This window comes from Streptomyces sp. NPDC088252 (genome assembly GCF_044740965.1).
In the GTDB taxonomy this organism is placed as follows: Bacteria; Actinomycetota; Actinomycetes; order Streptomycetales; family Streptomycetaceae; genus Streptomyces.
Genome location: NZ_JBIURS010000005.1, coordinates 337,955 through 364,169, shown reverse-complemented (window position 1 = coordinate 364,169; position 26,215 = coordinate 337,955). Strand labels below are relative to the sequence as shown.

At 68.8% G+C, this 26,215-nt stretch carries 18 protein-coding genes; 8 read left to right on the top strand and 10 right to left on the bottom strand.

Annotated features, from left to right (window positions below; genetic code table 11):
* The first annotated feature begins 191 nt into the window (after window positions 1–191).
* From ACIOHC_RS13535 to ACIOHC_RS13510, 6 genes are all read left to right on the top strand, one after another.
* Complete coding sequence (locus ACIOHC_RS13535) at window positions 192–1,421, top strand: acetyl-CoA C-acyltransferase (RefSeq protein WP_351074933.1); 1,230 nt, start codon at window positions 192–194, stop codon at window positions 1,419–1,421.
* The gene (locus tag ACIOHC_RS13530; RefSeq protein WP_389636246.1) at window positions 1,418–3,547 is read left to right on the top strand and encodes a 3-hydroxyacyl-CoA dehydrogenase NAD-binding domain-containing protein; all 2,130 of its coding nucleotides are present in this window, start codon (window positions 1,418–1,420) and stop codon (window positions 3,545–3,547) included. Before ACIOHC_RS13535 ends, ACIOHC_RS13530 begins: the two co-directional genes overlap by 4 nt.
* A 166-nt stretch (window positions 3,548–3,713) precedes the next feature.
* Window positions 3,714–4,751, top strand: coding sequence for a signaling protein (locus ACIOHC_RS13525; protein ID WP_401842766.1), 1,038 nt, complete (start codon window positions 3,714–3,716; stop codon window positions 4,749–4,751).
* Between the two features lie 311 nt (window positions 4,752–5,062).
* A complete protein-coding gene (locus tag ACIOHC_RS13520) occupies window positions 5,063–7,078 on the top strand; it encodes a hypothetical protein (RefSeq protein ID WP_351074939.1) in 2,016 nt (671 codons plus the stop codon).
* A gap of 53 nt (window positions 7,079–7,131) precedes the next feature.
* Entirely contained in the window at window positions 7,132–8,610 is a 1,479-nt protein-coding gene (locus tag ACIOHC_RS13515) for an SDR family NAD(P)-dependent oxidoreductase (RefSeq protein ID WP_401842764.1), read from the top strand.
* Window positions 8,611–8,683: 73 nt separating this feature from the next.
* Window positions 8,684–10,690: a glycosyltransferase gene (locus ACIOHC_RS13510; RefSeq protein WP_401842762.1), complete on the top strand. Its 2,007-nt coding sequence runs from the start codon at window positions 8,684–8,686 to the stop codon at window positions 10,688–10,690.
* A 75-nt stretch (window positions 10,691–10,765) separates the two neighbouring features.
* Here the strand turns inward: ACIOHC_RS13510 and ACIOHC_RS13505 are convergent, their stop codons facing one another.
* Window positions 10,766–11,887: a hypothetical protein gene (locus tag ACIOHC_RS13505; RefSeq protein ID WP_351074945.1), complete on the bottom strand. Its 1,122-nt coding sequence runs from the start codon at window positions 11,885–11,887 to the stop codon at window positions 10,766–10,768.
* Between the two features lie 338 nt (window positions 11,888–12,225).
* Between ACIOHC_RS13505 and ACIOHC_RS13500 the strand changes: the two genes are divergently transcribed.
* Together ACIOHC_RS13500 and ACIOHC_RS13495 are read left to right on the top strand one after the other, a co-directional pair.
* The gene (locus ACIOHC_RS13500; RefSeq protein ID WP_365691590.1) at window positions 12,226–13,338 is read left to right on the top strand and encodes an LCP family protein; all 1,113 of its coding nucleotides are present in this window, start codon (window positions 12,226–12,228) and stop codon (window positions 13,336–13,338) included.
* Window positions 13,339–13,375: 37 nt separating this feature from the next.
* On the top strand, window positions 13,376–13,774 hold the full coding sequence (locus tag ACIOHC_RS13495; RefSeq protein ID WP_351074948.1) for an NTP pyrophosphohydrolase: 399 nt from the start codon (window positions 13,376–13,378) through the stop codon (window positions 13,772–13,774).
* Window positions 13,775–13,789: 15 nt separating this feature from the next.
* On the opposite strand, the gene ACIOHC_RS13490 is transcribed toward ACIOHC_RS13495, so the two are convergent.
* The 9 genes from ACIOHC_RS13490 to ngcE form a co-directional block, all read right to left on the bottom strand.
* Window positions 13,790–15,334: an amino acid permease gene (locus ACIOHC_RS13490; protein WP_351074950.1), complete on the bottom strand. Its 1,545-nt coding sequence runs from the start codon at window positions 15,332–15,334 to the stop codon at window positions 13,790–13,792.
* Between the two features lie 172 nt (window positions 15,335–15,506).
* Window positions 15,507–17,435 carry a 1-deoxy-D-xylulose-5-phosphate synthase gene (gene dxs, locus ACIOHC_RS13485; protein WP_351074952.1) on the bottom strand — a complete coding sequence of 643 codons (1,929 nt, stop codon included), beginning with the start codon at window positions 17,433–17,435 and terminating at the stop codon, window positions 15,507–15,509.
* A gap of 173 nt (window positions 17,436–17,608) precedes the next feature.
* On the bottom strand, window positions 17,609–18,919 hold the full coding sequence (locus ACIOHC_RS13480) for a sugar ABC transporter permease (protein WP_401842760.1): 1,311 nt from the start codon (window positions 18,917–18,919) through the stop codon (window positions 17,609–17,611).
* On the bottom strand, window positions 18,916–19,710 hold the full coding sequence (locus tag ACIOHC_RS13475; protein WP_351074956.1) for an ATP-binding cassette domain-containing protein: 795 nt from the start codon (window positions 19,708–19,710) through the stop codon (window positions 18,916–18,918). The genes ACIOHC_RS13480 and ACIOHC_RS13475 overlap by 4 nt, the downstream gene beginning before the upstream one ends.
* 305 nt (window positions 19,711–20,015) lie before the next feature.
* On the bottom strand, window positions 20,016–21,113 hold the full coding sequence (locus ACIOHC_RS13470) for a substrate-binding domain-containing protein (RefSeq protein WP_351074958.1): 1,098 nt from the start codon (window positions 21,111–21,113) through the stop codon (window positions 20,016–20,018).
* A gap of 121 nt (window positions 21,114–21,234) precedes the next feature.
* Window positions 21,235–22,434, bottom strand: coding sequence for an ROK family transcriptional regulator (locus ACIOHC_RS13465; protein ID WP_351074960.1), 1,200 nt, complete (start codon window positions 22,432–22,434; stop codon window positions 21,235–21,237).
* A gap of 198 nt (window positions 22,435–22,632) precedes the next feature.
* Entirely contained in the window at window positions 22,633–23,550 is a 918-nt protein-coding gene (locus ACIOHC_RS13460; protein ID WP_351074962.1) for a carbohydrate ABC transporter permease, read from the bottom strand.
* 100 nt (window positions 23,551–23,650) lie between these two features.
* Entirely contained in the window at window positions 23,651–24,574 is a 924-nt protein-coding gene (locus tag ACIOHC_RS13455; RefSeq protein ID WP_351074964.1) for a sugar ABC transporter permease, read from the bottom strand.
* Window positions 24,575–24,624: 50 nt separating this feature from the next.
* The gene (gene ngcE, locus ACIOHC_RS13450; RefSeq protein ID WP_351074965.1) at window positions 24,625–26,073 is read right to left on the bottom strand and encodes an N-acetylglucosamine/diacetylchitobiose ABC transporter substrate-binding protein; all 1,449 of its coding nucleotides are present in this window, start codon (window positions 26,071–26,073) and stop codon (window positions 24,625–24,627) included.
* Window positions 26,074–26,215: the final 142 nt, after the last annotated feature.

The following is a 26,215-nucleotide window of genomic DNA, read 5'->3' as shown; positions in this document are numbered from 1 at the left end:
TCCGGAGCGCCTGCGGCCCGTCCGGCATTCGGGGCGAAACGGCCGCCGCACCCACCCCGTTCGCATGTGACCTTCACCGCTCCCGCCGCAAGGGGTGGGCAGTGTGGTTACCCGCAAGTAGCATGAGGGGGTGGCGCGCCGGTGGGCGTGCCCCGCAGCAGTGCCATCCCGCACCCTGGAGGAGAGCCACCGTGCCTCGTACCATCCGGGACGTCGTCTTTGTCGACGGCGTCCGCACCCCGTTCGGCAAAGCGGGCCCGAAGGGCATCTACCACGAGACCCGCGCCGACGATCTCGTCGTGAAGGCCATCCGGGAGCTGCTGCGCCGCAACCCGGACCTGGACCCCGCACGGATCGACGAGGTCGCCATCGCCGCGACCACGCAGATCGGTGACCAGGGTCTGACGCTGGGCCGCACCGCCGGAATCCTGGCCGGTCTGCCGCAGTCCGTCCCCGGTTACTCCATCGACCGCATGTGTGCGGGCGCCCTGACCGCCGTCACCTCGACGGCCGGCTCCATCGCCTTCGGCGCGTACGACGTCGTCGTCGCCGGTGGTGTGGAGCACATGGGCCGCCACCCCATGGGCGAGGGGGTGGACCCGAACCCGCGCTTCGTGTCGGAGAAGCTGGTCGACGAGTCCGCCCTGTTCATGGGCATGACCGCGGAGAACCTGCACGACCGCTACCCGCAGATCACCAAGCTCCGCGCCGACGAGTACGCGGTCCGCTCCCAGGAGAAGGCCGCCAAGGCGTACGCCGACGGCAAGATCCAGCAGGATCTGGTGCCGATCTCCGTCCGCCGCACGAACGCCGAGGCCGGCGAGACGGGCTGGGGGCTGGTCACCGCCGACGAGCCGATGCGTCCGGGCACGACCCTGGAGTCCCTCGCGGGTCTGAAGACCCCGTTCCGCGCCCACGGCCGGGTCACCGCCGGAAACGCCGCGGGCCTCAACGACGGTGCCACCGCCTCACTGCTCGCCGCCGAGGACGTCGCCCGCGAGCTGGGCCTCCCGGTCAAGATGCGCCTCGTCAGCTACGCCTTCGCGGGTGTCGAGCCGGAGGTCATGGGCTACGGTCCGATCCCGTCGACCGAGAAGGCCCTCGCCAAGGCCGGGCTGACCATCGACGACATCGGCCTGTTCGAGATCAACGAGGCGTTCGCCGTCCAGGTCCTCGCCTTCCTCGACCACTACGGCATCGCCGACGACGACGCGCGCGTCAACCAGTACGGCGGCGCCATCGCCTACGGTCACCCGCTGGCCTCCTCGGGTGTGCGTCTGATGACGCAGCTGGCCCGCCAGTTCGAGGAGCAGCCGGAGGTCCGCTACGGCCTGACCACCATGTGCGTCGGCTTCGGCATGGGCGCCACGGTCGTCTGGGAGAACCCGCACTTCGACACCGCAGACGGAGGCAGCAAGTGAGCTCCACCACCGAGCTTCTGAAGGGTGCGGCCGAGCTGTTCCCCGGCGAGGTCGTCACGCAGGCGCACGTACGCCACCTCGACCTGCCGGCCGGTGCGGGCCGCTTCGCCCTCATCACGCTGGACAACGGCCTGGACCACACCAAGCCGACCACCTTCGGACCGCAGTCGCTGGCGAACCTGAACGCCGCCGTCGACCAGGTCGAGAAGGAGGCGGCCGAGGGTGCGATCACAGGTATCGGGATCACCGGCAAGCCGTTCATCTTCGCGGTCGGCGCCGACCTCAAGGGCGTCGAGCTGCTGAAGAACCACGACGACGCGCTGGCCATCGGCAAGGGCGGCCACGACGTCTTCCGCCGGCTCTCCGGCCTCGCGGTCCCGACGTTCGCGTACTACAACGGTGCGGCGATGGGCGGCGGTGTCGAGGTCGGTCTGCACTGCACCTACCGCACCGTCTCCAAGGCGCTGCCCGCCTTCTCGCTGCCCGAGGTCTTCCTCGGTCTGGTTCCCGGCTGGGGCGGCTGCGCGCTGCTGCCGAACCTGATCGGTGCCGACCGCGCGGTCTCCGTCATCATCGAGAACTCGCTGAACCAGAACCGCCAGCTCAAGGGCAAGCAGGTCTTCGAGCTCGGGATCGCCGACGCCCTCTTCGACGGTGCGGACTTCCTGGAGCAGTCGCTGATCTGGACCGCGAACGTGCTGAACGGCACGGTCACCGTGGAGCGCCCCGAGGTCGACCGGGGTGACGCGTGGGACCAGGCCGTCGCCCGCGGCAGGGCCGTCGCCGACTCCAAGGTGCACGGTGCGGCCCCGGCCGCGTACCGCGCGCTGGAGATCATCGCGGCGGCGAAGAACGGCGACCTGGGCGCCGGCTTCGACGCCGAGGACCGGGCCCTCGCCGACCTGATCATGGGTGGCGAGCTGCGTTCGGGTATCTACTCCTTCAACCTGGTCCAGAAGCGCGCCAAGCGCCCGGCCGGAGCTCCGGACAAGTCCCTGGCCCGCCCGGTCACCAAGGTTGGCGTCGTCGGTGCCGGCCTGATGGCCTCGCAGCTGGCGCTGCTGTTCCTCCGCCGTCTGGAGGTGCCGGTCGTGCTGACCGACATCGACCAGGAGCGCGTCGACAAGGGTGTGGGCTATGTCCACGCCGAGATCGAGAAGCTGCTCGGCAAGGGCCGCATCAACCAGGACAAGGCCAACCGTCTCAAGGCCCTGGTCTCCGGTGTGCTGGACAAGGCGGAGGGCTTCTCCGACGCCGACTTCATCATCGAGGCCGTCTTCGAGGAGATCGGCGTCAAGCAGCAGGTGTTCGCGGAGGTCGAGGCGGTCGCCCCGGCGCACGCGATCCTCGCCACCAACACCTCGTCCCTCTCGGTCACCGAGATGGCGTCGAAGCTGCAGCACCCGGAGCGGGTCGTCGGCTTCCACTTCTTCAACCCGGTCGCGATCCTCCCGCTGCTGGAGATCGTCCGCGGCGAGAAGACCGACGACGCCTCGCTGGCCACGGCGTTCGGCGTGGCGCGGAAGCTGAAGAAGACCGCGGTGCTGGTGAAGGACGCCCCGGCGTTCGTCGTCAACCGCATCCTCACCCGCTTCATGGGCGAGATCCAGAACGTCATCGACGAGGGCACCCCGGTCGAGACGGCGGAGAAGGCCATCGAGCCCCTCGGCCTGCCGATGTCCCCGCTGGTGCTGCTGGAGCTGGTCGGCCCGGCCATCGGCCTGCATGTCTCCGAGACCCTGAACCGCGCCTTCCCGGAGCGTTTCACCGTCTCCGAGAACCTCGCGGCGGTCGTCAAGGCGGGCAAGCGCGGCTTCTACGTGTACGGCTCCGGGAAGCCGGAGCTGGACCCGGAGGTCGCCGCTCTTCTCAAGCAGGGCGACGCCGTCCTGTCCGAGGAGCAGGTCCGCGACCGCGTCCTGGACGCGGTGGCGCAGGAGATCGGTCTGATGCTGGACGAGGGCGTCGTCGCCGAGGCCCAGGACATCGACCTCTGCCTGATCACCGGCGCGGGCTGGCCCTTCCACCTGGGCGGCATCACGCCGTACCTGGACCGTGAGGGCGTCTCGGAGCGGGTGAACGGCAAGAAGTTCCTGGCGCAGGGCGTGGCGAGCGTTCCGGCGTAACACCGCGAGCTCGACGACGGAGGGTACGGCCCGGTGGACGGGCCGTACCCTCCGTCCGCGTTGCCCGGGGCGTCCGGGCCCGACGGGGCGATGACAGAATGTCCGACCTCACCCCAGGGGTGGACGACGTCCCCTCCCCGAGCAGAGACGGCGGTCACGGTCAGGCATGGCGGGCACCACAGGCCACCTCAGTCGCAGAGCGCTGCTCCTGGCGGGCGGCGGGACCGCGGTGGCGGCGGCCGGTGGCGTCCTGCTGGGCGGAGCTTCGGGTGACGGTGCGGGCGACGACCTGCCGACCGCCGGATCCGTCGGACTGTTCGACATCGACACGGCGTCGAAACTGCTCCCGCCGAGCCCGCTGCACCATGTCTCGGGCCCGCAGTCGATCTCGTACGGCAGCGCGGCCGGCGAGGTGTACGCGCTCCAGGTCGTGCCCGCCTCCGTCCGGCTGCCCGACGAGGAGCGGCCTCTCGGCGGCCGGGCCCGGCGGCTGGCGGGCGACATGTGCGTGACGGCGCTCTCCCCCTCGGGGGAGGAGACCGGGCACATGCATCTGCGGGGCTTCGGTCACGGGATCTCGTTCGGGGTGGAGCACTCGGACGGGAACGTGGCTCTGTGGGTGGAGTCCGATGTGGACACGCGGACCGGGTACGGGCGTGCCGTCGCCCGGGTCCCGTTCCACGACGGTGCGGTGCTCGACAGCGCGTCGCCCCGGATACGGCACCATCGCCCGCTGCCGAGCAGCCACAAGGTCCATCCGACCCTGGATCCGACAGGCCGCCGCGTTCTGGTCAGCCACTGGATCGGCCGGACCCATCACTACGCGGTCCACCGTGTGGAGGACTTCCTCGCCGGACGGTACGCGCCGCTGCACCGCGTGAGGGACAGCGCGCTGCGGGACGGCGAGACGTTCCAGGGCTGCGCCCTGTACGGGGATCACATCTACCAGCTGACCGGGAAGCCCTACACGGACGCGGCGGGCGACAATCCGCCCTCCTCCGGGGGCAACACCTACGTTTCGGCGATCGACGTACGCAGCGGGCGGGCGGCCGGGCGCCGCAAGGTGACCGTCGCACCGGGGCTGGACTTCCGTGAACCGGAGGGGATCGCCGTACGGCCGGGTCCGGAGCCCCGGCTCTGTGTGGGCTTCTCGGTCAAGACTCCGGGGCGACGGAAGCTGACGGTCTACTCGTGTCAGCCGTGACCGCGAACCACGATCGACGAACGTGGCAGCCGAACACGCGAGCGAGTGTAACGAAGATCACAGCGCACCTCGCCCGTTCATAACTGTTCGGCATCCAGACATCGAATGTTCGACTTTTCAGCCAATGAAAGTTCACCAAAAGCGTCAGCAGTGTCTAAAGTTCGGTCGGATGCTTCACAAGTTCCTTACGCACCGTCCGCACCCATGTTCGATCGCGGTTCGGCCCCCACTGTGACGTGCGGCAGACCCTGTCCGCACCGGCGACGCAGCCGTGCGCCGCACCCAGGCACAGAAGGAGGAGTCGGCCGCTCATGGGCAAAGCACGACGTCAGGCCGCGTTGGGTTTTCTGATCACCGCAGCCCTGGTGCTCAGCTTCGTCGCCATGCTGGCGGCGGTGGTGATGGCCTCCTTGCCCGTCTTCGCCTGTGCCGCGGCGGTCAGCTACGCGGCCGACCTGCTCCTGCACACCTCCGAGTCCTCGACCCTCGACCGGCTCCGGGACTCGCGCTTCGGCCTCACCATCCGGTTCCTGATCCGGCAGTTCCTGCTGCTGGCGCTCTGCGGCTCCATCCACAACCTGGACTCGTTCGTCGTCCAGATGACGTCCGTGGGACTGCTGCTGCTCTTCGTACTGCAGCTCGCCTACGGCGCCCTGCTCAAGCGGGTCAAGTCCGAACGGGCCGCGCTGCCCTTCACCACGCGCGGACTCGACCTGGACGCGCTGGGGATCCGGCGGCTGCCGCACCCGTTCCTGATGAACAAGCACGTCCGCAAGATGCTGCACCTGGACATCCCCCTGGTCGGCGGCGCGATCGGCACGATCGCCACCGACCGGTGGGAGTACGTGACATACGGCGGGATCGCCTCGGTCTGGTTCGCGTTCGTCGCCTTCCTGGTCCTGGTGCCCGGGGCACGGAACGCGCTCATCCTGCCCACGGCCGACGACGCCATCGACGAGCTGAACTGGCAGCTGCGGCAGTACCGACCGCAGGTCGCGCTCTACTTCACCTTCGCCGCCGTCTCCAGGGACTTCATGTACCAGGTGAACATGTGGCTGGAGTCGCTGGAGTCGCTGGATCTGCGTCCCATCATCGTGCTGCGCGAACGGGCCACCCTGAGGTACCTGGACGCCACCTCCGTACCGGTCATCTGTGTCCCGAAGGCCGAGTACCTGGCCCGTGTGGAGATGCCCGAACTGCGGGTGACGCTCTACCCGGGCAACGCCGGCAAGAACGTGCACATGCTCCAACGGCACGAGGTCAAGCACGTCTTCATCGGTCACGGCGACAGCGACAAGCTCGCCAGCAGCAACCGCGTCAGCAAGGTCTTCGACGAGATCTGGGTGGCCGGACGGGCCGGGCGGGACCGCTACGAGCGCATCAAGCACGCGGTCACCGCCCACCAGATCGTCGAGGTCGGCCGGCCCCAGCTGATGCCGCTGCACCGCTGGACGGGCTCCGTCGGCCAGGAGATCCCGACCGTCATCTACGCCCCCACCTGGGAGGGCTGGACCGACGACGCCTGCTACACCTCGGTCATCCCGGCGGGCGAGCACCTCATCCGGACCCTGCTCGCGCATGAGCGGCAGCTGCGCATCATCTACAAGCCCCACCCGCTGACCGGCACCCGCTCCCCCGCCGCCGCGGCCGCGCACCGGCGCATCATCGCGCTGCTCCAGGACGACAACGCCCGCCGGTTCGGCCGGAAGATCCTGGACTCGAAGACCGCGGCCCGTCGGCTGGCCCGTATCGACAAGCGGCTCGCCGCACTCCAGGAGCGTGGCGTCCGCTCGAAGTACCCGGACCTGACCGAGGAGGAGCGGACCACCCGGATCCGCAAGTTCCGTGACCAGGCGGGCACCCTCTACTGGGACTCGCTGCCCGTCGACGCGCACCACGTCGTGACGGACAGGGTGCCCACGCTGTACGACTGCTTCAACCACTCGGACCTGTTGATCGGCGACATGTCGAGCGTGGTCTCGGACTTCGTGGCCACCCGCAAGCCGTACGCCATCTTCAACCTGGAGGGGCTGCCGGACGCGGAGTTCCGCAACGAGCAGCGCACGGCGTACGCCTCGTACCTGCTCGACTCCGAGTGCAACGGCCTGGAGACGGCGCTCTCCGCGATGTTCTCCCGGGACCAGGACGTCATGGCCCCGTACCGGGAACAGCTCAAGGACTATCTGCTCGGGCCGGACAATCCGCCGTCGACCGTGCGCTTCGCCGACGCCGCGAACGATCTCTATCTGCGCGGCCTGCGGGACTTCCCCGTCGAGTACCCGGAGCAGCCGGGATTCCCCGAGCCCCAGCCGCACCAGCCGGTCTGAGACCCGCCGCCGCACGCCCGTCACCCCGCCCCGCCCACAGGAAGCAGCAGACCTTGACCATCCGTGCCTCCCGTCGCCGTACCGTCGCCGTCGTCCTCGCCGGTGGCACCGGGCAGCGCATCGGGCTCGCCACCCCGAAGCAGCTGCTGAAGATCGCCGGGAAGTCGATGCTCGAACACACCCTGCACGTCTTCGAGAACGCCCCGGACATCGACGAGGTGGTGGTCCTGATGACGCCGGACCATGTCGCCGACGCCGAGAAGATCGTCGCGAAGGCCGGTCTGCGCAAGGTGTCCCGGGTGCTCGCGGGCGGCAGTACCCGGAGCGGGACCACACACCTCGCGATCGAGGCGGTGGCCGCCGGACTCGACGGTGACGAGGACTGCAACCTGCTGTTCCACGACGCGGTGCGTCCGCTGCTGTCGCAACGCGTGGTCGAGGAGTGCGTACGGGCGCTGGAGCGCCACCGGGCCGTCGATGTGGCGATCCCCTCCTCCGACACCGTGATCGTGACCCGGACGCACGGCGACGACGGCGAGTTCATCACCGAGGTGCCCGACCGCGGACGCCTCCGCCGCGGCCAGACGCCCCAGGGCTTCCGGCTCTCCACGATCCGCCGGGCGTACGGGCTCGCGGCGGCCGACCCGCTGTTCCGGGCCACCGACGACTGCTCGGTCGTCGTGAAGTACCTGCCCGACGTACCCGTGCACGTGGTCATGGGCGACGAGCACAACATGAAGGTCACCCAGCCCGTCGACGTCTTCATCGCCGACAAGCTGTTCCAGCTGGCCTCGACGACCGCTCCGGCGCACGGCTCCGAGACGTCCTACTGGGAGCGGCTGGCCGGGCGGACCCTCCTGGTGTTCGGCGACTCGTACGGGATCGGCACCGACATCGCGCGCATGGCCGAGGAGTACGGGGCCCGGGTGTACGCCCTCGGCCGCTCCGCCACCGGCATCCACGCGGAGAACCCCGAGGAGGTGGCGGCGGCCTTCGCCAGGGCGTACGCGGAGGCCGGCCGGATCGACCACGTCGTCAGCACCGCGGGTGTCCTCCCGATCGGCCGGCTCGACGAGACCGACGGGGCCACGATCCGCGAGGCGCTCCGGATCGACTACCTCGCCCCGGTGAACATCGCACGCGCCGCGTACAAGTACCTCGCCGAGACCGCGGGCCGGCTGCTGCTCTTCACCTCGGGCAGCTACACCCGCGGGCGCGCCGAGTACAGCATCTGTTCCTCGGTCGAGGCGGCGATGGTGAACCTCACCCAGGCACTGTCGGAGGAGTGGGCCGAGGACGGCATCCGGGTCAACTGCATGAATCCGGCACGGACCGAGGCACCCGGCCGGGAGTCCACCGGTTCGTCGCTCGCCTCGCGGGAGGTCGCGCGCAGCTCGCTCGACGTCCTGCTCTCCGGCATGACCGGCCAGGTGATCGACGTGCGCCGGCCGGGTCCGGCCCCGACGCCCGGCTCGGCATTCGAGTCCGCCCTGTCGCAGGTGCTCGACGACTCCGGGAGCCGACCCGTCTGACCCCGTACCGGAGACCGGCGCCCACGGAATTCGGAGCTGAAGCCGCCACGGCCACGGATCCAGGAGGACCCGCGTGAAGATCGCTTTTCTGATGTACAGCGCCTATGGACGGGCCGGTACGTCCGTCGCCACCCAGACGCTGGCCAACGCGCTCGCGGCCCGGCAGCACGAGGTCGAGCTGGTGAGCCTGTTCCAGTACCACGACGTTCCGCCGCTCCGCTTCGGGCCGGGCGTCACCCTGCGCACCCTCGTGGACACCCGCAACGGCTCGCCGGACCTGGAGAACCCGCTGCACGCGACGGCGTCCCAGCACTGCACGGGTTTCAAGGCCGACGACAAGAACCGCTGCAGCCGGCTGATGGACGAACGGGCTGCCGCCTATCTCCAGAGCTGCGACGCCGATGCCGTCATCGCCACCGCCCCCAACACGGTGTCCCTGCTGACCGATCTGGGGACCGGACAGTACATCGCGCTGGGTCAGGCGCACACGCACTACCACCACCAGACCGCGGCCTTGCGGAAGATGCTGGACGCCGCGATTCCGCGGCTGGACGGCTTCGTCACGCTGACCGCGAAGGACGCCCAGACGCACCGAGACGCGTACGGCGCGGTCGGGACGGCATTCCAGGCCATTCCCAACGCCGTCCCCGGCACCTTCCTGCGGGCCGACGTGCACGGCTCGCGCATCGTCACGGCGTCGGGACGACTGGTCGACTGGAAGCGGTTCGACCTGCTCGTGAACGCCTTCGCGCAGCTCGGCGGGAAGCACCCGGACTGGACCCTGCGGATCTACGGGAGCGGCGACGAGAAGGCGAAACTGCGCAAGCTCATCGACGATCTCGGGGCGAACGAGCGCATTCTCCTCATGGGGCACACGAGGCAGCTGCGTGAGGAGCTGGCCAAGGCGGCGCTGCACGCCTCGACCTCGACGGACGAGACGTTCGGCCTGACCATCGTGGAGGCCATGACCTGCGGTGTGCCGGTACTCAGCACGGCAGGCCCGCACGGCCCGTCCGAGATCATCTCCGACGGGGTGGACGGCGCGCTCTCGCCCGTGGGCGATGTGGACGCGTTCGCCGAGAACCTGGACCGGCTGCTGAGCGACGCCGAACTGCGCGTGCGGCTGGGCTCGAACGCGGTGGAGAAGTCCCGGCACTACAGCAACGAGTCGCAGGCGCAGGCGTACGAGTCGTACCTTTCGCGTCTGCTCACGGCGCGCGCCTACCGGCCCGAGGCACTGTGCCGGGCCACCCCCGCGGGGGACCTGGAGTTCGCGGTCGATCCGGCGCGAGCGCCGGGCAGCCGGTTCACCGTGCTGTGTGTCAACGCGGCGGACGGGCGGCAGGCGCTGCTGGCGGCGCAGGCCGAGCAGACGACCGACGGGCGCCTGTACGCCTGCGTACCGGCGCAGCTGCGGCTGGCCTCAGGAACGTGGAACGTGCTGCTGCGCCGCGAGGACGACGGTGTCATGCGCCGGGTGAAGGTCGACGAGCTCCAGCAGTCGGCGAATGCGCTGATCTCCTCCCCGGCCCAGGCCGGCCCGGTGCGGTTCCGCACGTTCAGGCGTTCCGAGGACGGGGGCTTCCTCCAGATCGTCTCGCGCGAGTTCCCCGCTCATGCGGAGGTGCTTTCGGTGGAGACGAACGGCTCGCATCTCAGCGTCCGGTGCTACGTTCTGGGGGTCCCCTCGGTGCCCGGCGGTCCGCAGGTCGACCTCGCCGGTCACGGCGCGCAGGTGATCGCGCAGAGCCGGAAGAACGCGGACTCCTGCATCACCATCCCGTGCGCGTTCTCGGACGGCGGGGCCGTCTTCACCCTCGATCTCCATCAGTACGCGGACCGGATGATCGACGTCGACACCATCTGGGACCTGTCGCTGAGCATTCCGGGGAATCTGACGGTGACGGGCGAGGCGCACCGGCTGCGGCTGGGGCGGTTCGGCGACGAGATCATGCAGCGCAAGCACATCCACGTCTATCCGAAGCGGACCGTCACCACCGCGGAGGGCCGCTCGGTGACCTTCAACCCTTACTACACGGACAGCAATTACCTGTCGCTCGGGCTGAAGTCCGCCTCCTGAACCATGAATCCGCCCACGGACGTGAACGGGGCACTCACCGCGGTGGGTGCCCCCGGTCCGTGCGGACCTCGCGACTCAGACCCGCACCGAACGTTCCAGCGCCAGGCCCGGCTCACGGTTCTGCCGGGCGATGTGCAGAGCGCCGTCCGCACCGATCAGCGCGAGCACCACGCGGCCGTACGCGTCGCACGCCAGCGCCGGTCCGCCCGTACAGCGCTCGCCCGTCGGCGACCACCACACGCCCGCCCCCTCGTTCTCCGTACCGCAGGCGGTGAGCATGATCTGGCCCTCGGGGTCGCGATGGGCCAGTACGGTGCAGTCGTAGCCGTCCAGCATGGCGCGCAGCGCCGCCACGGGGCCGTTCGCGGCGGAGCTGTTGAGCGGGATCGCCCAGGTGCCGGGGCGGTGCGCGACGACACCGCCGGTGGCCTCGTCGGCCCAGTAGTACGTCACCCTGTCCGGTGCGGTCTCCAGGGCCGAGGCAGTGCCCGGGACCTGGGCGAACGGTATGTCCTGGTCCTGCGTGAAGGCGCCACCGGACTCGTTCCGGCTCCAGCGCATCGCCCGCCCCTCCCCCGGGACGAGCACCTCGACGCGTCCGGAGGCGGTGGCGGCCACGGCCGCCCCGTCCCGGAGCCGCCCGCCCTTGAGGTCCTGCCAGCCCTCCCATTTGCCGCCCGGCTTCTCACGCCGCAGCGCGAGCCTGCCGTCGGCGTTGCGGACGAAGACGTGCAGCAGCCCTTCGGCGTTGACGACGGCCGTCGGCGCCCCGAGCCGGGCCGCCTTCTCGCGGTCCTTGTGCGGATTGCCGAGGGAGTGCCACGCGGTGACGGGGCGTCCGGACTGGAACTGGGTGGCATGCACGAGGTCGACGACGGGTCCCGCGTCCTTGCGCACCGTGCGGCGTCCGGTGAAGTACACGAAACCGTCGGGGCCCTGAGTCACCGACAGCCGAGTCAGGCCGGCCGCCGGGAAGAGGTCCGGTCCCTCCCAGTCGGGGCCGCCGGGACGGACCTCCGTCCAGCGGAGCATTCCCTCGTCGCAGAGCGCGTAGGCGGTGAGCCTGCCGTCCTTGCCGAGCACGAGCCAGCGGCCGTCGGCAGTCGCCCGCGCCGCTCGCTCCCTGCCTGCGTCGTGGACGTCGGCGCCCGGAATCGGGGCCCTTCCCCGGGCAGCGCGCCTGGATCTGACCGGCATGACGTGAAGTCGTCCTTCCCCATGGTTCCTCGGCCCCGGCATCGGAGGCCGTCTCGGCTCTCCGGCACGCAATGGGCCGAACCCACCCATCATAGATTCCTGGTTCGCCCCGGGAACCAGCGCTCCCCCGGCGTCGGGGGGAGCCCGCCGGGCAACCGCCCTATCACGGACAGGAATAACAATTCGATTCCGGAGTTGAAGATCGCGCGAAGGATTACACAAGATTCGAAAACCTGTCTATAGTGCACGCTCAGCCCCCCACATGCGTGGACCGGCCCCACCCGAGTCCCCCAGCCCCATCGGCCCTTCCGCGGCCACGAGATCAAGGGACTCGCAGGATGAGCCATGACGTCGTTCCCCCCGGCCCGCACCCGTCACGGCGGGCCGATTCCCGTAGGAAGGGGCGCAGCAAGGACGCCGGGAGCGGACGCCCTCGGCGCCGTACCGGCCGCATTGTGCTGATCAGCCTGCTCGTCCTGGTGCTCGCCGCCGGCGGCACCCTCTACTGGCTGTACAGCCGCCTCGACGGGAACATCAAGGGCGTCGACATCGACAAGGCGCTCGGCGACGACCGGCCCGAGAAGCTGCCGACCAGCGGTCAGAACCTGCTGGTTCTCGGCTCGGACTCGCGGGCCGGCGCCGAGAACAAGGAACTGGGCGGCGGCGGCGACGTCAGCGGCGCCCGGTCCGACACCGCGATGGTGGTGCACATACCCGAGGGCCGCACCCAGGCCGTCGCCGTGTCCATACCCCGTGACACCCTCGTGACCCGGCCCGAGTGCACGAAGGCCGACGGCTCGACGGCGCCGTCGGCGAACCGCGTGATGTTCAACTCCGTATACTCCCAGGTCGGCCCGGCCTGTGTGGTCAAGACCGTCGAGAAGATGTCCAAGGTCCGGATCGACCACTACCTGGAGATCAACTTCGCCGGGTTCAAGGATCTGGTCGACGCGATAGGCGGCGTCACCGTCGACGTACCGCAGGACATCGACGACAAGTCCTCCGGTCTCCACCTCACCAAGGGGACGCACAAGCTCGACGGCACCCAGTCACTGGCGTACGTCCGGACCCGGCACGGCATCGGGGACGGCAGCGACCTCGGCCGGATCGGTCTGCAGCAGCAGTTCCTGCTCGCCCTGCTGAGCGAGGTCAAGTCGCAGGACCTGCTGGGCAGTCCGACCAAGTCGTACAAGATCGCCAACTCCGCCACCAAGTCGCTGACCACCGACTCCGGGCTCGCCTCGTTGACGTCCCTCGCGGATTTCGGCCGGTCGATGAACGGCGTGAACCCGAACACCATGGAAACGATCATGCTTCCGGTGGCGTACGACAAGCAGGACCCGAACCGGGTGGTGGCGGCCCAGCCCCAGGCCGGTGAGTTGTGGAAGGCCATCCGCAACGACGGCACGATCCCGGAGTCGGCGAAGAAGTCCCCCGCCACCGGCGGCTGACGGGGCGTCGTCGGCCGGTCCGTGACACGCTTCCGGCATGCCGACCGAACGGACCCTGGTGATCGTGGACGCGGCCAACGTGGTCGGGTCCGTCCCCGACGGCTGGTGGCGGGACCGGCGTGGGGCGGCCGAACGGCTGCGGGACTTCCTGGTCCCGTTCGCCGCGGCCGGTCTGCCGGGGTGCCCCGGCCCCGTCGAGCTGCTGCTGGTCGTCGAGGGCGCGGCTCGCGGCATCGGATCGGTGTCCGGGGTGCGGGTGGAATCGGCATCCGGGAGCGGCGACGACCTGATCGTGGAGCTGACCGGGGCCCGGGGGGAACGCGCCTGTGTCGTCGTCACCGCCGACCGCGAGCTGCGGCGGCGGGTGGCGGAGTGCGGGGCGCGGTGCATGGGCCCCCGTACGGTGCGGCCGCTGCCGCCGTCGCGCACCAGCTGAGGTCTTCCGTCCGGATCAGGCCGCCCCGCGTGATCCGGGTGGGAGGTCCCGGCCCCGGCCGACCGGGACGTTGATCCGGCTGTGTCCGCGCCCGTACGCGAAGTAGATGATCACGCCGATGAGCATCCAGACGGCGAACCGCAGCCAGGTCTCGGCCGGCAGGTTCAGCATCAGCCAGACCGAGGCCGCCACCGAGAGGATCGGGAGCAGCGGCACCCACGGTGTGCGGAACGCGCGGTGCAGATCGGGGCGGGTCCGGCGCAGCACGATGACGCCCAGGGCGACGACCACGAAGGCGAAGAGCGTGCCGATGTTCACGAGCGTCGCCAGTTCGTTGATGCTCGTGAAGCCCGCGACGATCGCGATGACCACGCCGAGCAGGATGGTCGGGCGGTACGGGGTGCGGAAGCGGGGGTGGGTCACGGAGAAGAATCTCGGGAGCAGCCCGTCGCGGCTCATCGCGAAGAACACCCGGGTCTGGCCCAGCAGCAGGATCAGACAGACCGTGGTGAGGCCGATGGCGGCTCCGAAGCTGATGAACCCGGCGTAGACGGGGTGGCCGACGGCCTTGAAGGCATCGGCCAGCGGAGCCTCGACCGACAGGTCGCTGTAGTGCTCCATGCCCGTGACCACCAGCGACACGGCCACATAGAGCACGGTGCAGATGAAGAGCGAGGCGAGGATGCCACGTGGCATGTCACGTTGCGGCATCTTCGTCTCCTCGGCGGCGGTGGCCACCACGTCGAAGCCGATGAAGGCGAAGAAGACGACGGAGGCGGCGGTGAAGATGCCCATGACGCCGAAGTTCGTCGGGGCGTAGCCGAACATCAGCTGGATCAGCGGCGCGGTCAGTCCCGAACCGGAGGGCTGCGGCTGCGCCTCGGGGATGAAGGGCGAGTAGTTCGCGGCCTTGACGAAGAACAGTCCGGCGACGATGACGATCAGGACCACGGCGATCTTGATGGCGACCACGATCGTCGTGACCCGGGCGGAGAGCTTCATGCCGAGCACCAGTACGACGGTCAGCACGAGCACCAGCGCGAAGGCCAGGACGTCGAAGCCGAATCCTTTCGCCACATCCGTTCCGGAGAGCACTTCGGGCATGGCCCAGCCGAAGTTGTCCATCAGCGAGCGGACGTAGCCGGACCAGCCGACCGCCACCACCGCCGTGCCGAGCGCGAACTCCAGCACCAGGTCCCAGCCGATGATCCAGGCGACGAGTTCGCCGAGCGAGGCGTACGAGAAGGTGTAGGCGGAGCCGGCGACGGGGACGGTGGAGGCGAACTCGGCGTAACAGAGCGCGGCCAGGGCGCAGACGATGCCCGCGACCACGAAGGCGAGGGCTGTGGCGGGCCCCGCCGTCTCCTTGGCCACCTTGCCGGTGAGCACGAAGATGCCGGTGCCGATGATGACGCCCACTCCGAAGACCGTGAGGTCCAGCGCGGAGAGGGACTTCTTGAGTGCGTGCTCCGGCTCCTCGGTGTCGCGGATGGACTGCTCGACCGTCTTGGTCCGGAACAGTCCGTCCCTGCTGGGTGGTGTCTCCTGCTGGGCAGTCACCGGCGTACCTCCACGCACTCGTCGTGAACGCCATGATTGGGACCGCCCCGGCGGCGCAGGGCCGCTATCGGGAGATTTCACACGAATGGGCCGGTCGGACCACCCTTACAGGGTGGCCGACCGGCCCATCGGCCGTAACGCCGTTCGCTCGTACGGACCCGTGCTCCGCGGGTCAGTCGCGGACGGGTTCGATCACGGCCTCACTGTCCGCGCCCGTCTCGTAGCGGCCGTCCAGCTTGGCGACGAGGCCGGTGACCTGGCGCGCGATGTCCGGTGCGGTCAGCCCGATCTCGGCCAGGACCTCCTTGCGGGAGGCGTGGTCGAGGAAGCGCGGCGGGATGCCGAAATCACGCAGCGGTACGTCGACCCCGGCGTCGCGCAGCGCCTGGGAGACGGCGGAGCCCACGCCCCCGGCCCTGCTGTTGTCCTCGACCGTGACGACGACCCGGTGCTGCTCGGCGAGCGGGGCCATGGCCTCGTCGACCGGCTTGACCCAGCGCGGGTCGACGACCGTCGTCGAGATGCCCTGGGCATCCAGCAGATCGGCGATCTCCAGGCACATCGGGGCCAGCGCTCCGACGGAGACCAGGAGGACGTCCGGCCGGGCGGTGCCGGGCTCACGCAGGACGTCCATCCCGCCGACCCGGCCGACGGCCTTGACGGCAGGGCCGACCGCGCCCTTGGAGAAGCGCACCACGGTCGGTGCGTCGTCGACCTCGACGGCCTCGCGCAGCTGGGCGCGGACCTGGTCGGCGTCGCGCGGTGCGGCGATCCGGAGCGTCGGCACGCACTGCAGGATCGACATGTCCCACATGCCGTTGTGCGAGGCGCCGTCGGTGCCGGTGACACCGGCCCGGTCCAGGACGAAGGTCACACCGCACTTGTGCAGCGCGACATCCATCAGGACCTGGTCGAAGGCACGGTTGAGGAAGGTGGCGTACACCGCGAAGACGGGGTGCAGTCCGCCGGTGGCCAGGCCGGCCGCGGAGACCGCGCCGTGCTGTTCGGCGATGCCGACGTCGTAGATGCGGTCCGGGAACTCCTTCTCGAACTTGGTCAGGCCGACCGGCTGGAGCATGGCCGCGGTGATCGCGACGATGTCCTTTCGCTCCTTGCCGAGCTTGACCATCTCCTCGCCGAAGACGGAGGTCCAGTCGAGGCCCGAGGTGGCGACCGGGAGGCCGGTGTCGGGGTGGATCTTGCCGACGGCGTGGAAGCGGTCGGCCTCGTCGAGCAGCGCGGGGGTGTAGCCGCGGCCCTTCTCCGTGAGGCAGTGCACGATGACGGGCCCGCCGAAACGCTTGGCGCGCTGGAGCGCGGACTCCAGGGCCTCGATGTCATGGCCGTCGATGGGACCGACGTACTTCAGGCCGAGGTCCTCGAACATGCCCTGCGGGGCGATGAAGTCCTTCAGCCCCTTCTTGGCGCCGTGCAGTGTGTCGTACAGCGGCCTGCCGACGACGGGGGTGCGCTCAAGAAGGTCCTTGCCGCGGGCGAGGAAACGCTCGTAGCCGTCGGTGGTGCGCAGTGTCGCGAGGTGGTTGGCGAGGCCGCCGATGGTCGGCGCGTAGGAGCGCTCGTTGTCGTTGACGACGATGACGAGCGGGCGGTCCTTGGCGGCGGCGATGTTGTTCAGCGCCTCCCAGGCCATGCCGCCGGTGAGCGCGCCGTCACCGATGACCGCGACGACGTGGTCGTCCTTGCCCAGCACCTCGTTGGCCTTGGCGAGGCCGTCGGCCCAGCCGAGCACGGTGGAGGCGTGCGAGTTCTCGATGATGTCGTGCTCGGACTCGGCGCGGGAGGGGTAGCCGGAGAGCCCGCCCTTGCTCTTGAGCTTCGAGAAGTCCTGCCGGCCGGTGAGGAGCTTGTGCACATAGCTCTGGTGACCGGTGTCGAACAGCACCTTGTCCTTCGGCGAGTCGAAGACCCGGTGCAGGGCGATGGTGAGCTCGACCACACCCAGGTTGGGGCCGAGGTGGCCGCCGGTCTTCGATACGGCGTCGACGAGGAAGGTCCGGATCTCTTCGGCGAGCTGGTCCAGCTGCTCGGGAGTGAGCCGGTCCAGGTCACGCGGTCCACCGATGCGGGTCAGCAGAGCCACCCGTGCCTCCTTGCGTCTTGAGCTGGTCGAGCATGCCGATCCGATGAGTCTAATGTTCCGCTCGTCCTCCCGGGCATCGGGCATGGAATGTGCTGTCCCACCCCGTGCCCGGCACCCGGAAGTGCCCGGCGCCCGGTTCGGGGCGCCGGGCACAGGACCGTGCGGCGTGGTGGTTACGCGCGGCCCGCGGTCTTCTGGGTGCGGCGGGAGACCGAGTCGATGACCACGGCGGCCAGCAGCACCGCGCCGGTGATCATGTACTGGATGGCGTTGGCCATGCCGATCATGTTCAGGCCCTGCTGGATCGACTGGATCACGATCATGCCGAGCAGCGCGGACCAGACCTTGCCCCGGCCGCCGAAGAGGCTGGTACCGCCGATGACGGCGGCCGCGATGACCAGCATCAGTGTGTTTCCGCCGCCGACGCTCTTGGTGGCGCCGCCGGAGAGGCTGGCGATGAAGAGTCCGCCGAAGGCGCCCAGCATTCCGGAGAGCGCGAAGACGGTGATCCGGATCCGGTCCACGTTGATACCGGCGCGGCGCGCGGCCTCCGGGTTGCCGCCCACGGCGAAGACCTGGCGGCCGAAGGTGGTCCGGCGGGCCACGAAGTCCGCGACGACCAGCACGGCGAGGAAGAGCACCAGGGCCAGCGGCAGGCCGCGGGCGCCGGAGGGCTCGTTCAGGACGTACGCGACGGCGAAGCACAGGATCGCGACGATGCCCGTGCGGAGCAGGACCTCGGTGGTGAGACGAGCCGGCAGGCCCGCGGCCCCGCGGCGCCGACTGTCCATCAGGAGCGAGGCGGCGTAGGCGAGGACGGCGACCAGGGCGACACCGTACGCGACGGCCTTGTCCTCGAAGAAGTAGTTGGTGAGGTTCTCGACGATGCTGCCGGACGGCGTGTTGATCGAGCCCTCACCGCCCATCATCCACTCCTGCAGACCGCTCCAGCCGAGGAAACCGGCCAGGGTGACGACGAAGGCCGGCACCCCGATCTTGGCGAAGAAGAAGCCGTGCAGCGCGCCGAGCACCATGCCGGAGAGCACCGCGACGAGCACCGCCGACCAGTCGTTCCAGCCGTGGTTGACGTTGAGCACGGCCCAGACGGCCGCACCGACACCGGCGACCGAGCCGACGGACAGGTCGATCTCGCCGAGCAGCAGCACGAAGACGATGCCGACCGCCATGATGCCGAGGCCGGAGCTGTAGACGGCGACGTTGGCGATGGAGCTGGCGGAGAGGAAGTTGCTGTTCTGGAACTGGAAGACGACCGCGATGACGATCAGGCCGACCAGGACCGGCAGTGAGCCGAGCTCGCCGCCGCGCACCTTGCGGGTGAACTCGGACCAGTAGCCCTTGAAGCCCTCCTCGCGGACGAGCAGGCGCGGGTCCACCGCGGGGACGGGGGCCGCCGACGGCTCGGCCGCGGGTGTCGCCGCGGACTTGTGATCGGCGGTTTCGGGGGTCTTGGCGAGGTCGCTCACTTCGCGTCCTCCTTCGTGGCTGTGCGGGCCTGGCGGCGCGTGACGGCGTTGTCCGTGGCACCGGTGATCGCGGAGATGATCTCCTCGTGGGACGTGGTCGCCATGTCGAAGACTCCGTTGTTGCGGCCCAGCCGCAGCACCGCCACCTTGTCGGCGACGGCGCGCACGTCGGCCATGTTGTGGCTGATGAGGATGACGCCGTGGCCACGCTCGCGCAGCCGCTCGACGAGGTCGAGGACCTGGGCGGTCTGCTCGACGCCCAGGGCGGCGGTCGGCTCGTCGAGGATGACGACCCTGGGGTCACCGATCAGGGCGCGGGCGATGGCCACGACCTGGCGCTGGCCGCCGGAGAGCGAGGCGACCGGGATACGGACGCTGGGTATCCGGATGGACAGCGTGTCGAGCAGTTCCTTGGCGCGCTTCTCCATCCCGATCTCGTCGAGGACGGAGGCCTTGCGCAGTTCGCTGCCGAGGAAGAGGTTGGCGACCACATCGAGGTTGTCGCAGAGCGCCAAGTCCTGGTAGACGGTGGCGACTCCGAGTTCCTGGGCGTCGTTCGGCCGGTTGATGCGGACCGGTTCGCCCTCCCACTCGATGGCGCCTTCGTCGATCGGGTGGACACCCGAAATGGTCTTGACGAGGGTCGACTTGCCGGCGCCGTTGTCGCCGACCAGGGCGACCACTTCGCCGGAGCGAATCTCCAGGTCCACATCGGTGAGCGCCTGGACGGCGCCGAACCGCTTGGAGATTCCGCGCAACGCCAGCACGGGCGTAGCGGACACGTGAATCATCTCCTTCGCCGCCTGACCGGCGGGGATGGTGCTGCTGAGCACAGGGGGCGGTGCCGGTCACCGGGCCGCCGGGAAGAACGGAACGTCTTCGGGGACCGCCTCGGAACGTCGTCGCCGGGGGACGACCACGCGCCGAGACCGCGCCCGGGAAGGAGTTCCGTGCCGGCCGGGGCCTCGCGGCGCGCCCCTGGGGGCACCGCGCGCGGTGACCGGAACCGGTGGGAAGTCCGGCGCCCGCCCCTGCTGCGGGGCATGTGACGGGGCGGGCGCCGGACCGGACCGGGGTGACGTCTGCCGACGGGTGACTACTTGACGCCGGCAGCGTCGCAGGCCGCCTTGTACTGGGCGGTGCAGATCTCCTCGACCTTGTAGACCTTGTCGGCGACGATCGTGGAGGCGATGTTCTCCTTGGTCACGACCGAGGCGTCGTACAGCTTGGACGGGGTGCCCTTGAACTCGCCCGAGAGGCTGTCGACCTTGACCGGGGCCAGGTCGTCGATCTTCTCGCCCTTGAGCAGCCGGACGGCGATCTCGGCGGTGGTCTCGGCCTCCGGCTTGATCTGCTTGTAGATCGAGAAGGCCTGCTCGCCCGTGAGGATGCGCTGCAGACCGGCGAGCTCGGAGTCCTGACCGCCGACCGGAACCTTCACACCCTGCTTCTTCAGGGCCGTGATGATCCCGCCGGCCATGCCGTCGTTGGCGGAGTAGACGCCCTGGAAGCCGTCCTTGCCCAGGGAGTCGATGGCCGCTCCCATCTTCTTGTTGGCCTCGTCCGCCGACCAGTCCGGGATGTCCTGCTCGTAGACGACCTTCTTGACCTGCTTGTCGAGGACGCTGTGCGCGCCCCGCTTGAAGAAGGGGGCGTTCGGGTCGGTCGGCGAGCCGTTGATCATGACAACGTTGCTGTCCTTGGCCTTGGCGCCCATCGCCTTGACCAGCGCCTCGCCCTGGAGCTGGCCGATCTTCTCGTTGTCGTACGACACATAGGCGGAGATCGGGCCCTCGGCGAGACGGTCGTACGCGACGACCTTGACGCCCTTCTTCGCGGCCTGCTGGACCCAGGACTTCGCCGCCTTGTAGTCGACGGTGTCCAGGATGATGACCTTCACGCCCTGCGTGACGAGCGCGTCGAACTGCTTCTTCTGGGTCTCGCTGTCCTGCGCGGCGTTGTTGTACTTGACCTCGCAGTCGGAGCACAGCGCCTTGATCTTCGCCTCCATGATGGGGCGGTCGAACGTCTCGTAACGCGTGGTCTTGTTCTCCGGCAGGAGCAGGCCGATGGTCTTGCCGTCGCCGCCGCTGCCGGAGTCCTTGTCGTCACCGGCCTTGCCACAGGCGGCGAGGGAGACGGCCATGGAAACTGCGGCCGTGCCTATGACGATGCGTCGCGTCGTTGCGTTCATGCGGGTTGCCTCCCTGACGAGGCCGCGACGTCGCGGCCGAGGTGGCTGGAAGTCAACTCGGCTGCGACGGCAGCGTCAAGGAGTAAATCCTTAACGAGATGACAACGGTGCCATCCGTTATCTAAGTGAAGGCAGGGGTCGCCGTCGACAGGGTGCTTTCCAAAAGGGTTGAATCCCCCATCTCGCTCAGCACCAGCGCCAGCGCACCCAGCACCTCGGCCCGGCCGCCGAGCGCTCCGGGCAGCACCGAGAGCTGCCGGGCGGCGCTCGGAATGGCGTAGCGGGAGACCGAGTCACGGATGGGCGCGAGCACCAACTCGCCCGCCTCCGCGAGCGAACCGCCGAGCACCACCCGGCTGGGGTTGAGCAGATTGCAGAGATTGGCCACCCCGCTGCCGATGTGCCGTCCGACGTCCGCGATCACCCGACGGCAGCCCGGATCGCCCTCACGGGCCAGCTGGACCACCCGTTCCATGGTGAGGTCGGGTCCGTGACTGGGCTGGAGCAGCGGCAGCACGTAGCGCGCGGCCGTGAAGGTCTCCAGGCATCCCCGGTTGCCGCAGCGGCACACCGGGCCCGATTCGTCGAGCGTGATGTGCCCGATCTCACCGGCCGTGCCGCCCGGCCCCCGGTAGATGTGCCCGTCGATCACCAGACCGGCCCCGACCCCGCTGGCGACCTTGATGTAGGCGAGGTCCCTGACCCCCCGGCCGCTCCCCCACACCAGTTCGCCGAGCGCCCCGAGGTTGGCGTCGTTGTCGACGTACACCGGCACCCCGAGCCGGCCCGCGAGCTCCTCGCTGGGGTTGATGCCCGTCCAGCCCGGCAGGATCGACGTGGAGCCCAGCGTGCCGGACTCGACGTCGATCGGGCCGGGTACACCGAGGCCGACCCCGATCACCTTCTCCGGGCTGATCCCGGTCGTCTCGATGAGCCGCTTGACCAGCCGCTCGGCCCGGCCGAACCCCTCGGCCGACGAGGCGTCGACATCCAGCGGCTCGGACTCCTCGGCGAGCACCTGGTGGGCGAGATTGCCGACCGCCACCCTCAGATGCGTATGACCGAAGTCGACACCGACCACGATGCCGGCGTCGCCGCTGAGCGAGACGCTGCGGGCCCGGCGGCCGCCGGCCGAGGTGGGGGTAACCTCGACCGTGCCGCCGTCCTTCAGTTCGCGAACGATGTTGGAGACGGTGGCCGCTGACAGGCCGGTGCTCCGTGCGATCTCCGCCTGCGTGAGCGAACCGGCCATGCGCACCGCGCGCACGACCCGCTCAAGGTTGGCGCGATGCAGAGATGTCTGCGACCCCGGAGTCTCCATCGACGCTCTCACTCCTACCGTTTTCTCTAACATGTGAACTCTAAGCTGACCGTTTTGGGGTACTCCCCGTCAAGACCTTGAGCATGCGAAGCCTCGGATGAGCACCGTGCCCTCACCTGGGTGGTCTTCCGCACATGGCGAACCGCCCGTCGGCGCGTGGCCGGCGGGCGGTTCGGATCCCTGCGGAGGTGACGGGTGCTACTTCACCGCACCCGCGGTGAGCCCTGCGACGACCTGCCGCTGGAAGACGATGTAGGCGGCGAGGACCGGCAGCATCGCCATCACCAGACCGGCGAAGAGACCGGACCAGTCGCCCTTGTACCCCTGGCTGTTGGCGAGTTCGACCAGCCCCTGGGAGAGCACTCGGTGGTCCGGGTCGGTGTTCAGCACGGTCGGCAGCATGTACTGGTTCCACTGCCCGAGGAAGTTGAAGATGCCAACGCTGATCAGGCCGGGTTTCGCCATCGGCAGCATCACCTGGAAGAACGTCCGGGTGTGCGAGGCCCCGTCGAGCATCGCCGCCTCCGCCACCGAGGTCGGCAGCGTCCGGAAGAAAGAGGTGAGGAAGAAGACGGTGAACGGCAGCGAGTACGCGATGTAGACCATGATCAGTCCGTGTCGCGTGTTCAGCAGGGCCATGTTGTTCATGACGAAGAACAGCGGGACCAGCGCCAGGATGATCGGGAAGCTCATCCCGCCGATGAACAGGTAGTAGATGAAGCGGTTCCCAGGGAAGTCGAACCGCGCCAGTACGTACGCCGCCATCGAGCCGAGCAGCAGAGTCCCGACGAGCGAACAACCCACCACCACGACGGTGTTGAAGAAGTAGTCGCTCATGTGCGCCTGGCTCCAGGCGCGCGACCAGTTGTCGAAGTGCAGCTTGTCGGGGAGCGCCAACGGCGTCGACAGGATCGAGTCGTCGGACTTGAACGACGACATGACCGCCCAGAGCAGCGGCATGACGACCAGGATCGCCCAGATGATCAGGACACCGTGCGAGAAGACGTTGAGGACCTGGCCCTCGCTGCTCTTCTCCTTGACCGCGGGAGCGGGCACTTCGGCCACAGGGGCCGGTTCCGCCGCCGGGGCCGCAGGAGGGGTGTCAGTGGTCTTCACGTGTACTCACCTCGTACTGTCGAGCCGGACACAGAGGCCGACCTGTGGTGCTTGTGGTGCCTGCTGGGGGTCCGGGCGCCGTCTCCCGTCAGTCGCGGCATCAGAACTCCAGCCGCTCGCGCCGGCCCAGTCGCATCACAATGGCGGCGAAGGCCATGGTGACGATGAGCAGTCCGACACCGATCGTCGTCGCGTATCCGGCCTGTCCGTCGCGGAAGGCGGTCTGGTACACGTACAGCGGCAGAACCGTGGTCGAGTAGTCGGGGCCGCCGGGGCCCACGGTCATGACCTGTACGGCGGTGAACGCCTCCACGCCGAGGGCCAGGATGCCCATGTAGACCCAGCCCGACTGCACCGTGTCCCAGAGCAGCGGGAGGGTGATCCGGAAGAACGTGGTGAAGCGGTTGGCACCGTCGAGGAGCGCCGCCTCGTAGAAGTCCTTCGGGATGGACGCCATGCCGGCGGAGAAGAGGACGACGAAGAACCCGACCGTCGACCAGACCAGCACCGACATGACGCAGATGAGCGCGAGGTTCGGATCGCCCAGCCAGTCCGGTTGGATGGAGCCCAGACCGATCGCCTTCAGTGTCGAATTCAGCACCCCGCTGGTGGGGTTGAACCCGAACTGGAACAGCAGGGCGACGATGACGATCGACAGCACCTGCGGGAAGAAATAGGCGATCTTGTAGAAACTCGACCCGCGCACACCGGAGACCGCGGCGTTCTTGCGCCGCCGGCCTCCGACATTGAGCATGAAGGCGAAGAACAGCGCCAGGCCCAGCGTCACCAGCGGCAGCAGCAGCACGAGCAACACGCTGTGCTGCAAGGACTTCCAGAAGATGTCGTCCTTCAGCATCCTCGTGTAGTTGTCGAACCCGACCATCTTGAAGTCCGGGCTCAGGCCGGTCCAGTCCGTGAACGAGTAGTAGATGGACTGGATGAACGGCCAGATGACGAAGACCGCGTACAACGCCAGTGGGACCACCAAGAATCCCACGATGAAACGGTACTTGCCGTGCTGCATCGTTTACCGACCCCGATCTTTCCGCGGGTGCCGCCGCTGGTGACGGTTGCTCACTGGTGCTTGTAGTGCTTGATGGACTGGTCCTTGGCCGCCGCGTCGGCGAAGGCCTGGATCTTCTTGATGGCTTCCGCAGGGGTCGCGCGGCCGGCCATCATCTCGCCGATACCGGCGACACCGATCTGCTCCTTCTGGAGCTTCACGTACCAGTCCTGCAGACGCGGGTTCACCACGTTGTCGCCGGCCTTCTTCAGCGAGTCGACGCCGGACTGCATGGCGGTCGACAGGGTCAGACCGTCGGTGCCGCCGTTGAAGGCGCTGAGCGACTTGACCTGCTTGGTGAAGTTCTTGGAGGACTCCTCGGAGAGCATGATGCGCAGCTGCTCCATGCCGCCCTCGGGGTTCTTCGCGTTGGCCGGGACGACGAAGGGCTCACCGCCGGAGGCCCAGATGGTGCCGAACGGCATCTTGTCGGACGAGTCCAGGCTGGACGGCGGCGCGACCATCATCTTGAAGTCCTTGGGCGTGGTCGGCGCCGCCTCGTTCTCCACCCACGAACCGTTCGGGATGAAGAGCGCCTTGCCCTTGGTCCACTCGGTCTGCGACTGGATGTGGGTCAGGCCGGGGGTGCCCTTGAGGATGTACCCCTTCTGGTACAGCTCGTAGTACGCCTCGAACGCCGCCTTGACCGCGGGGTCCTTCCAGGCGTTCGGCTCCAGGTTGTCGATCTTGTCGAGAACCTCCCGGCCACCGATCTTGGCGATGAACGGGTAGAGCGAGAACGGCAGGTAGTACGGGTACTTACCGGCGTACGTCCAGCCGGCGATGCCCTTCTTCTTCGCCTTCGCGCAGAGGGCGAGCATGTCGTCCCAGTTCTCGGGGTACTGCGCGTCGAGGTTGTCGAGCGCGGTCTGCGAGTACCAGACGCCGTACACGGTGTACGCGTAGTACATGATCCAGACCGGGTCGCCGTCGAACTGACCCATCTCCAGGACACCCGGGCGCAGCGTGTCGCGGACCTTCTTGGTCGGGTCGTCGATGGACGGGGCGTCCATCAGCGGCGTCAGGTCCGCCAGCTGCTTCTTGCCGACCAGGACACCCATGTCCATCTGCTCGGCACCGGAGTTGTCGATCAGGTCCGGCGGGGTGCCGCCGTTGAAACGCGGCTGCAGCTGCGACTGGATCTTCTGGGTCGCGACGTGCTTGACCTTCGGGGCCTTCGGGAACGCCGCGTTGTACTTCTTCTCCGCGTCGATCGCGTACTGCTGGCCGAAGCCGCCGTCGAAGATGACCACCTCAAGGGGGGCCGTCTCATTGACGCCGAGCGGGTTCGTCTTGCTGACCTTGCCCTTCTCGACCTTCTTGTCACTGCCGCTGTCGCTGCTCGCACACGACGACAGGAAACCCATCGTAGGTACGGTGAGCAGGCCGAGCGCGGCAGATCGCTTGATCACATCGCGACGGCCGAGGCCCTCATTCTTGTGGGCGGAGGTGGATCCCATGCTCAAGTCCTCGCCTTCTCCAGGACTCAGGCGGTGTGTACCGGTCGCCCGTCGATATTCGCCTCAGGCGAAGGGCCCCGCCACCGCGGTCAGTTGCGCTTGGGTAGTGCTGATTTCAGGCTAGCCATGTGCAGTGGGGGGC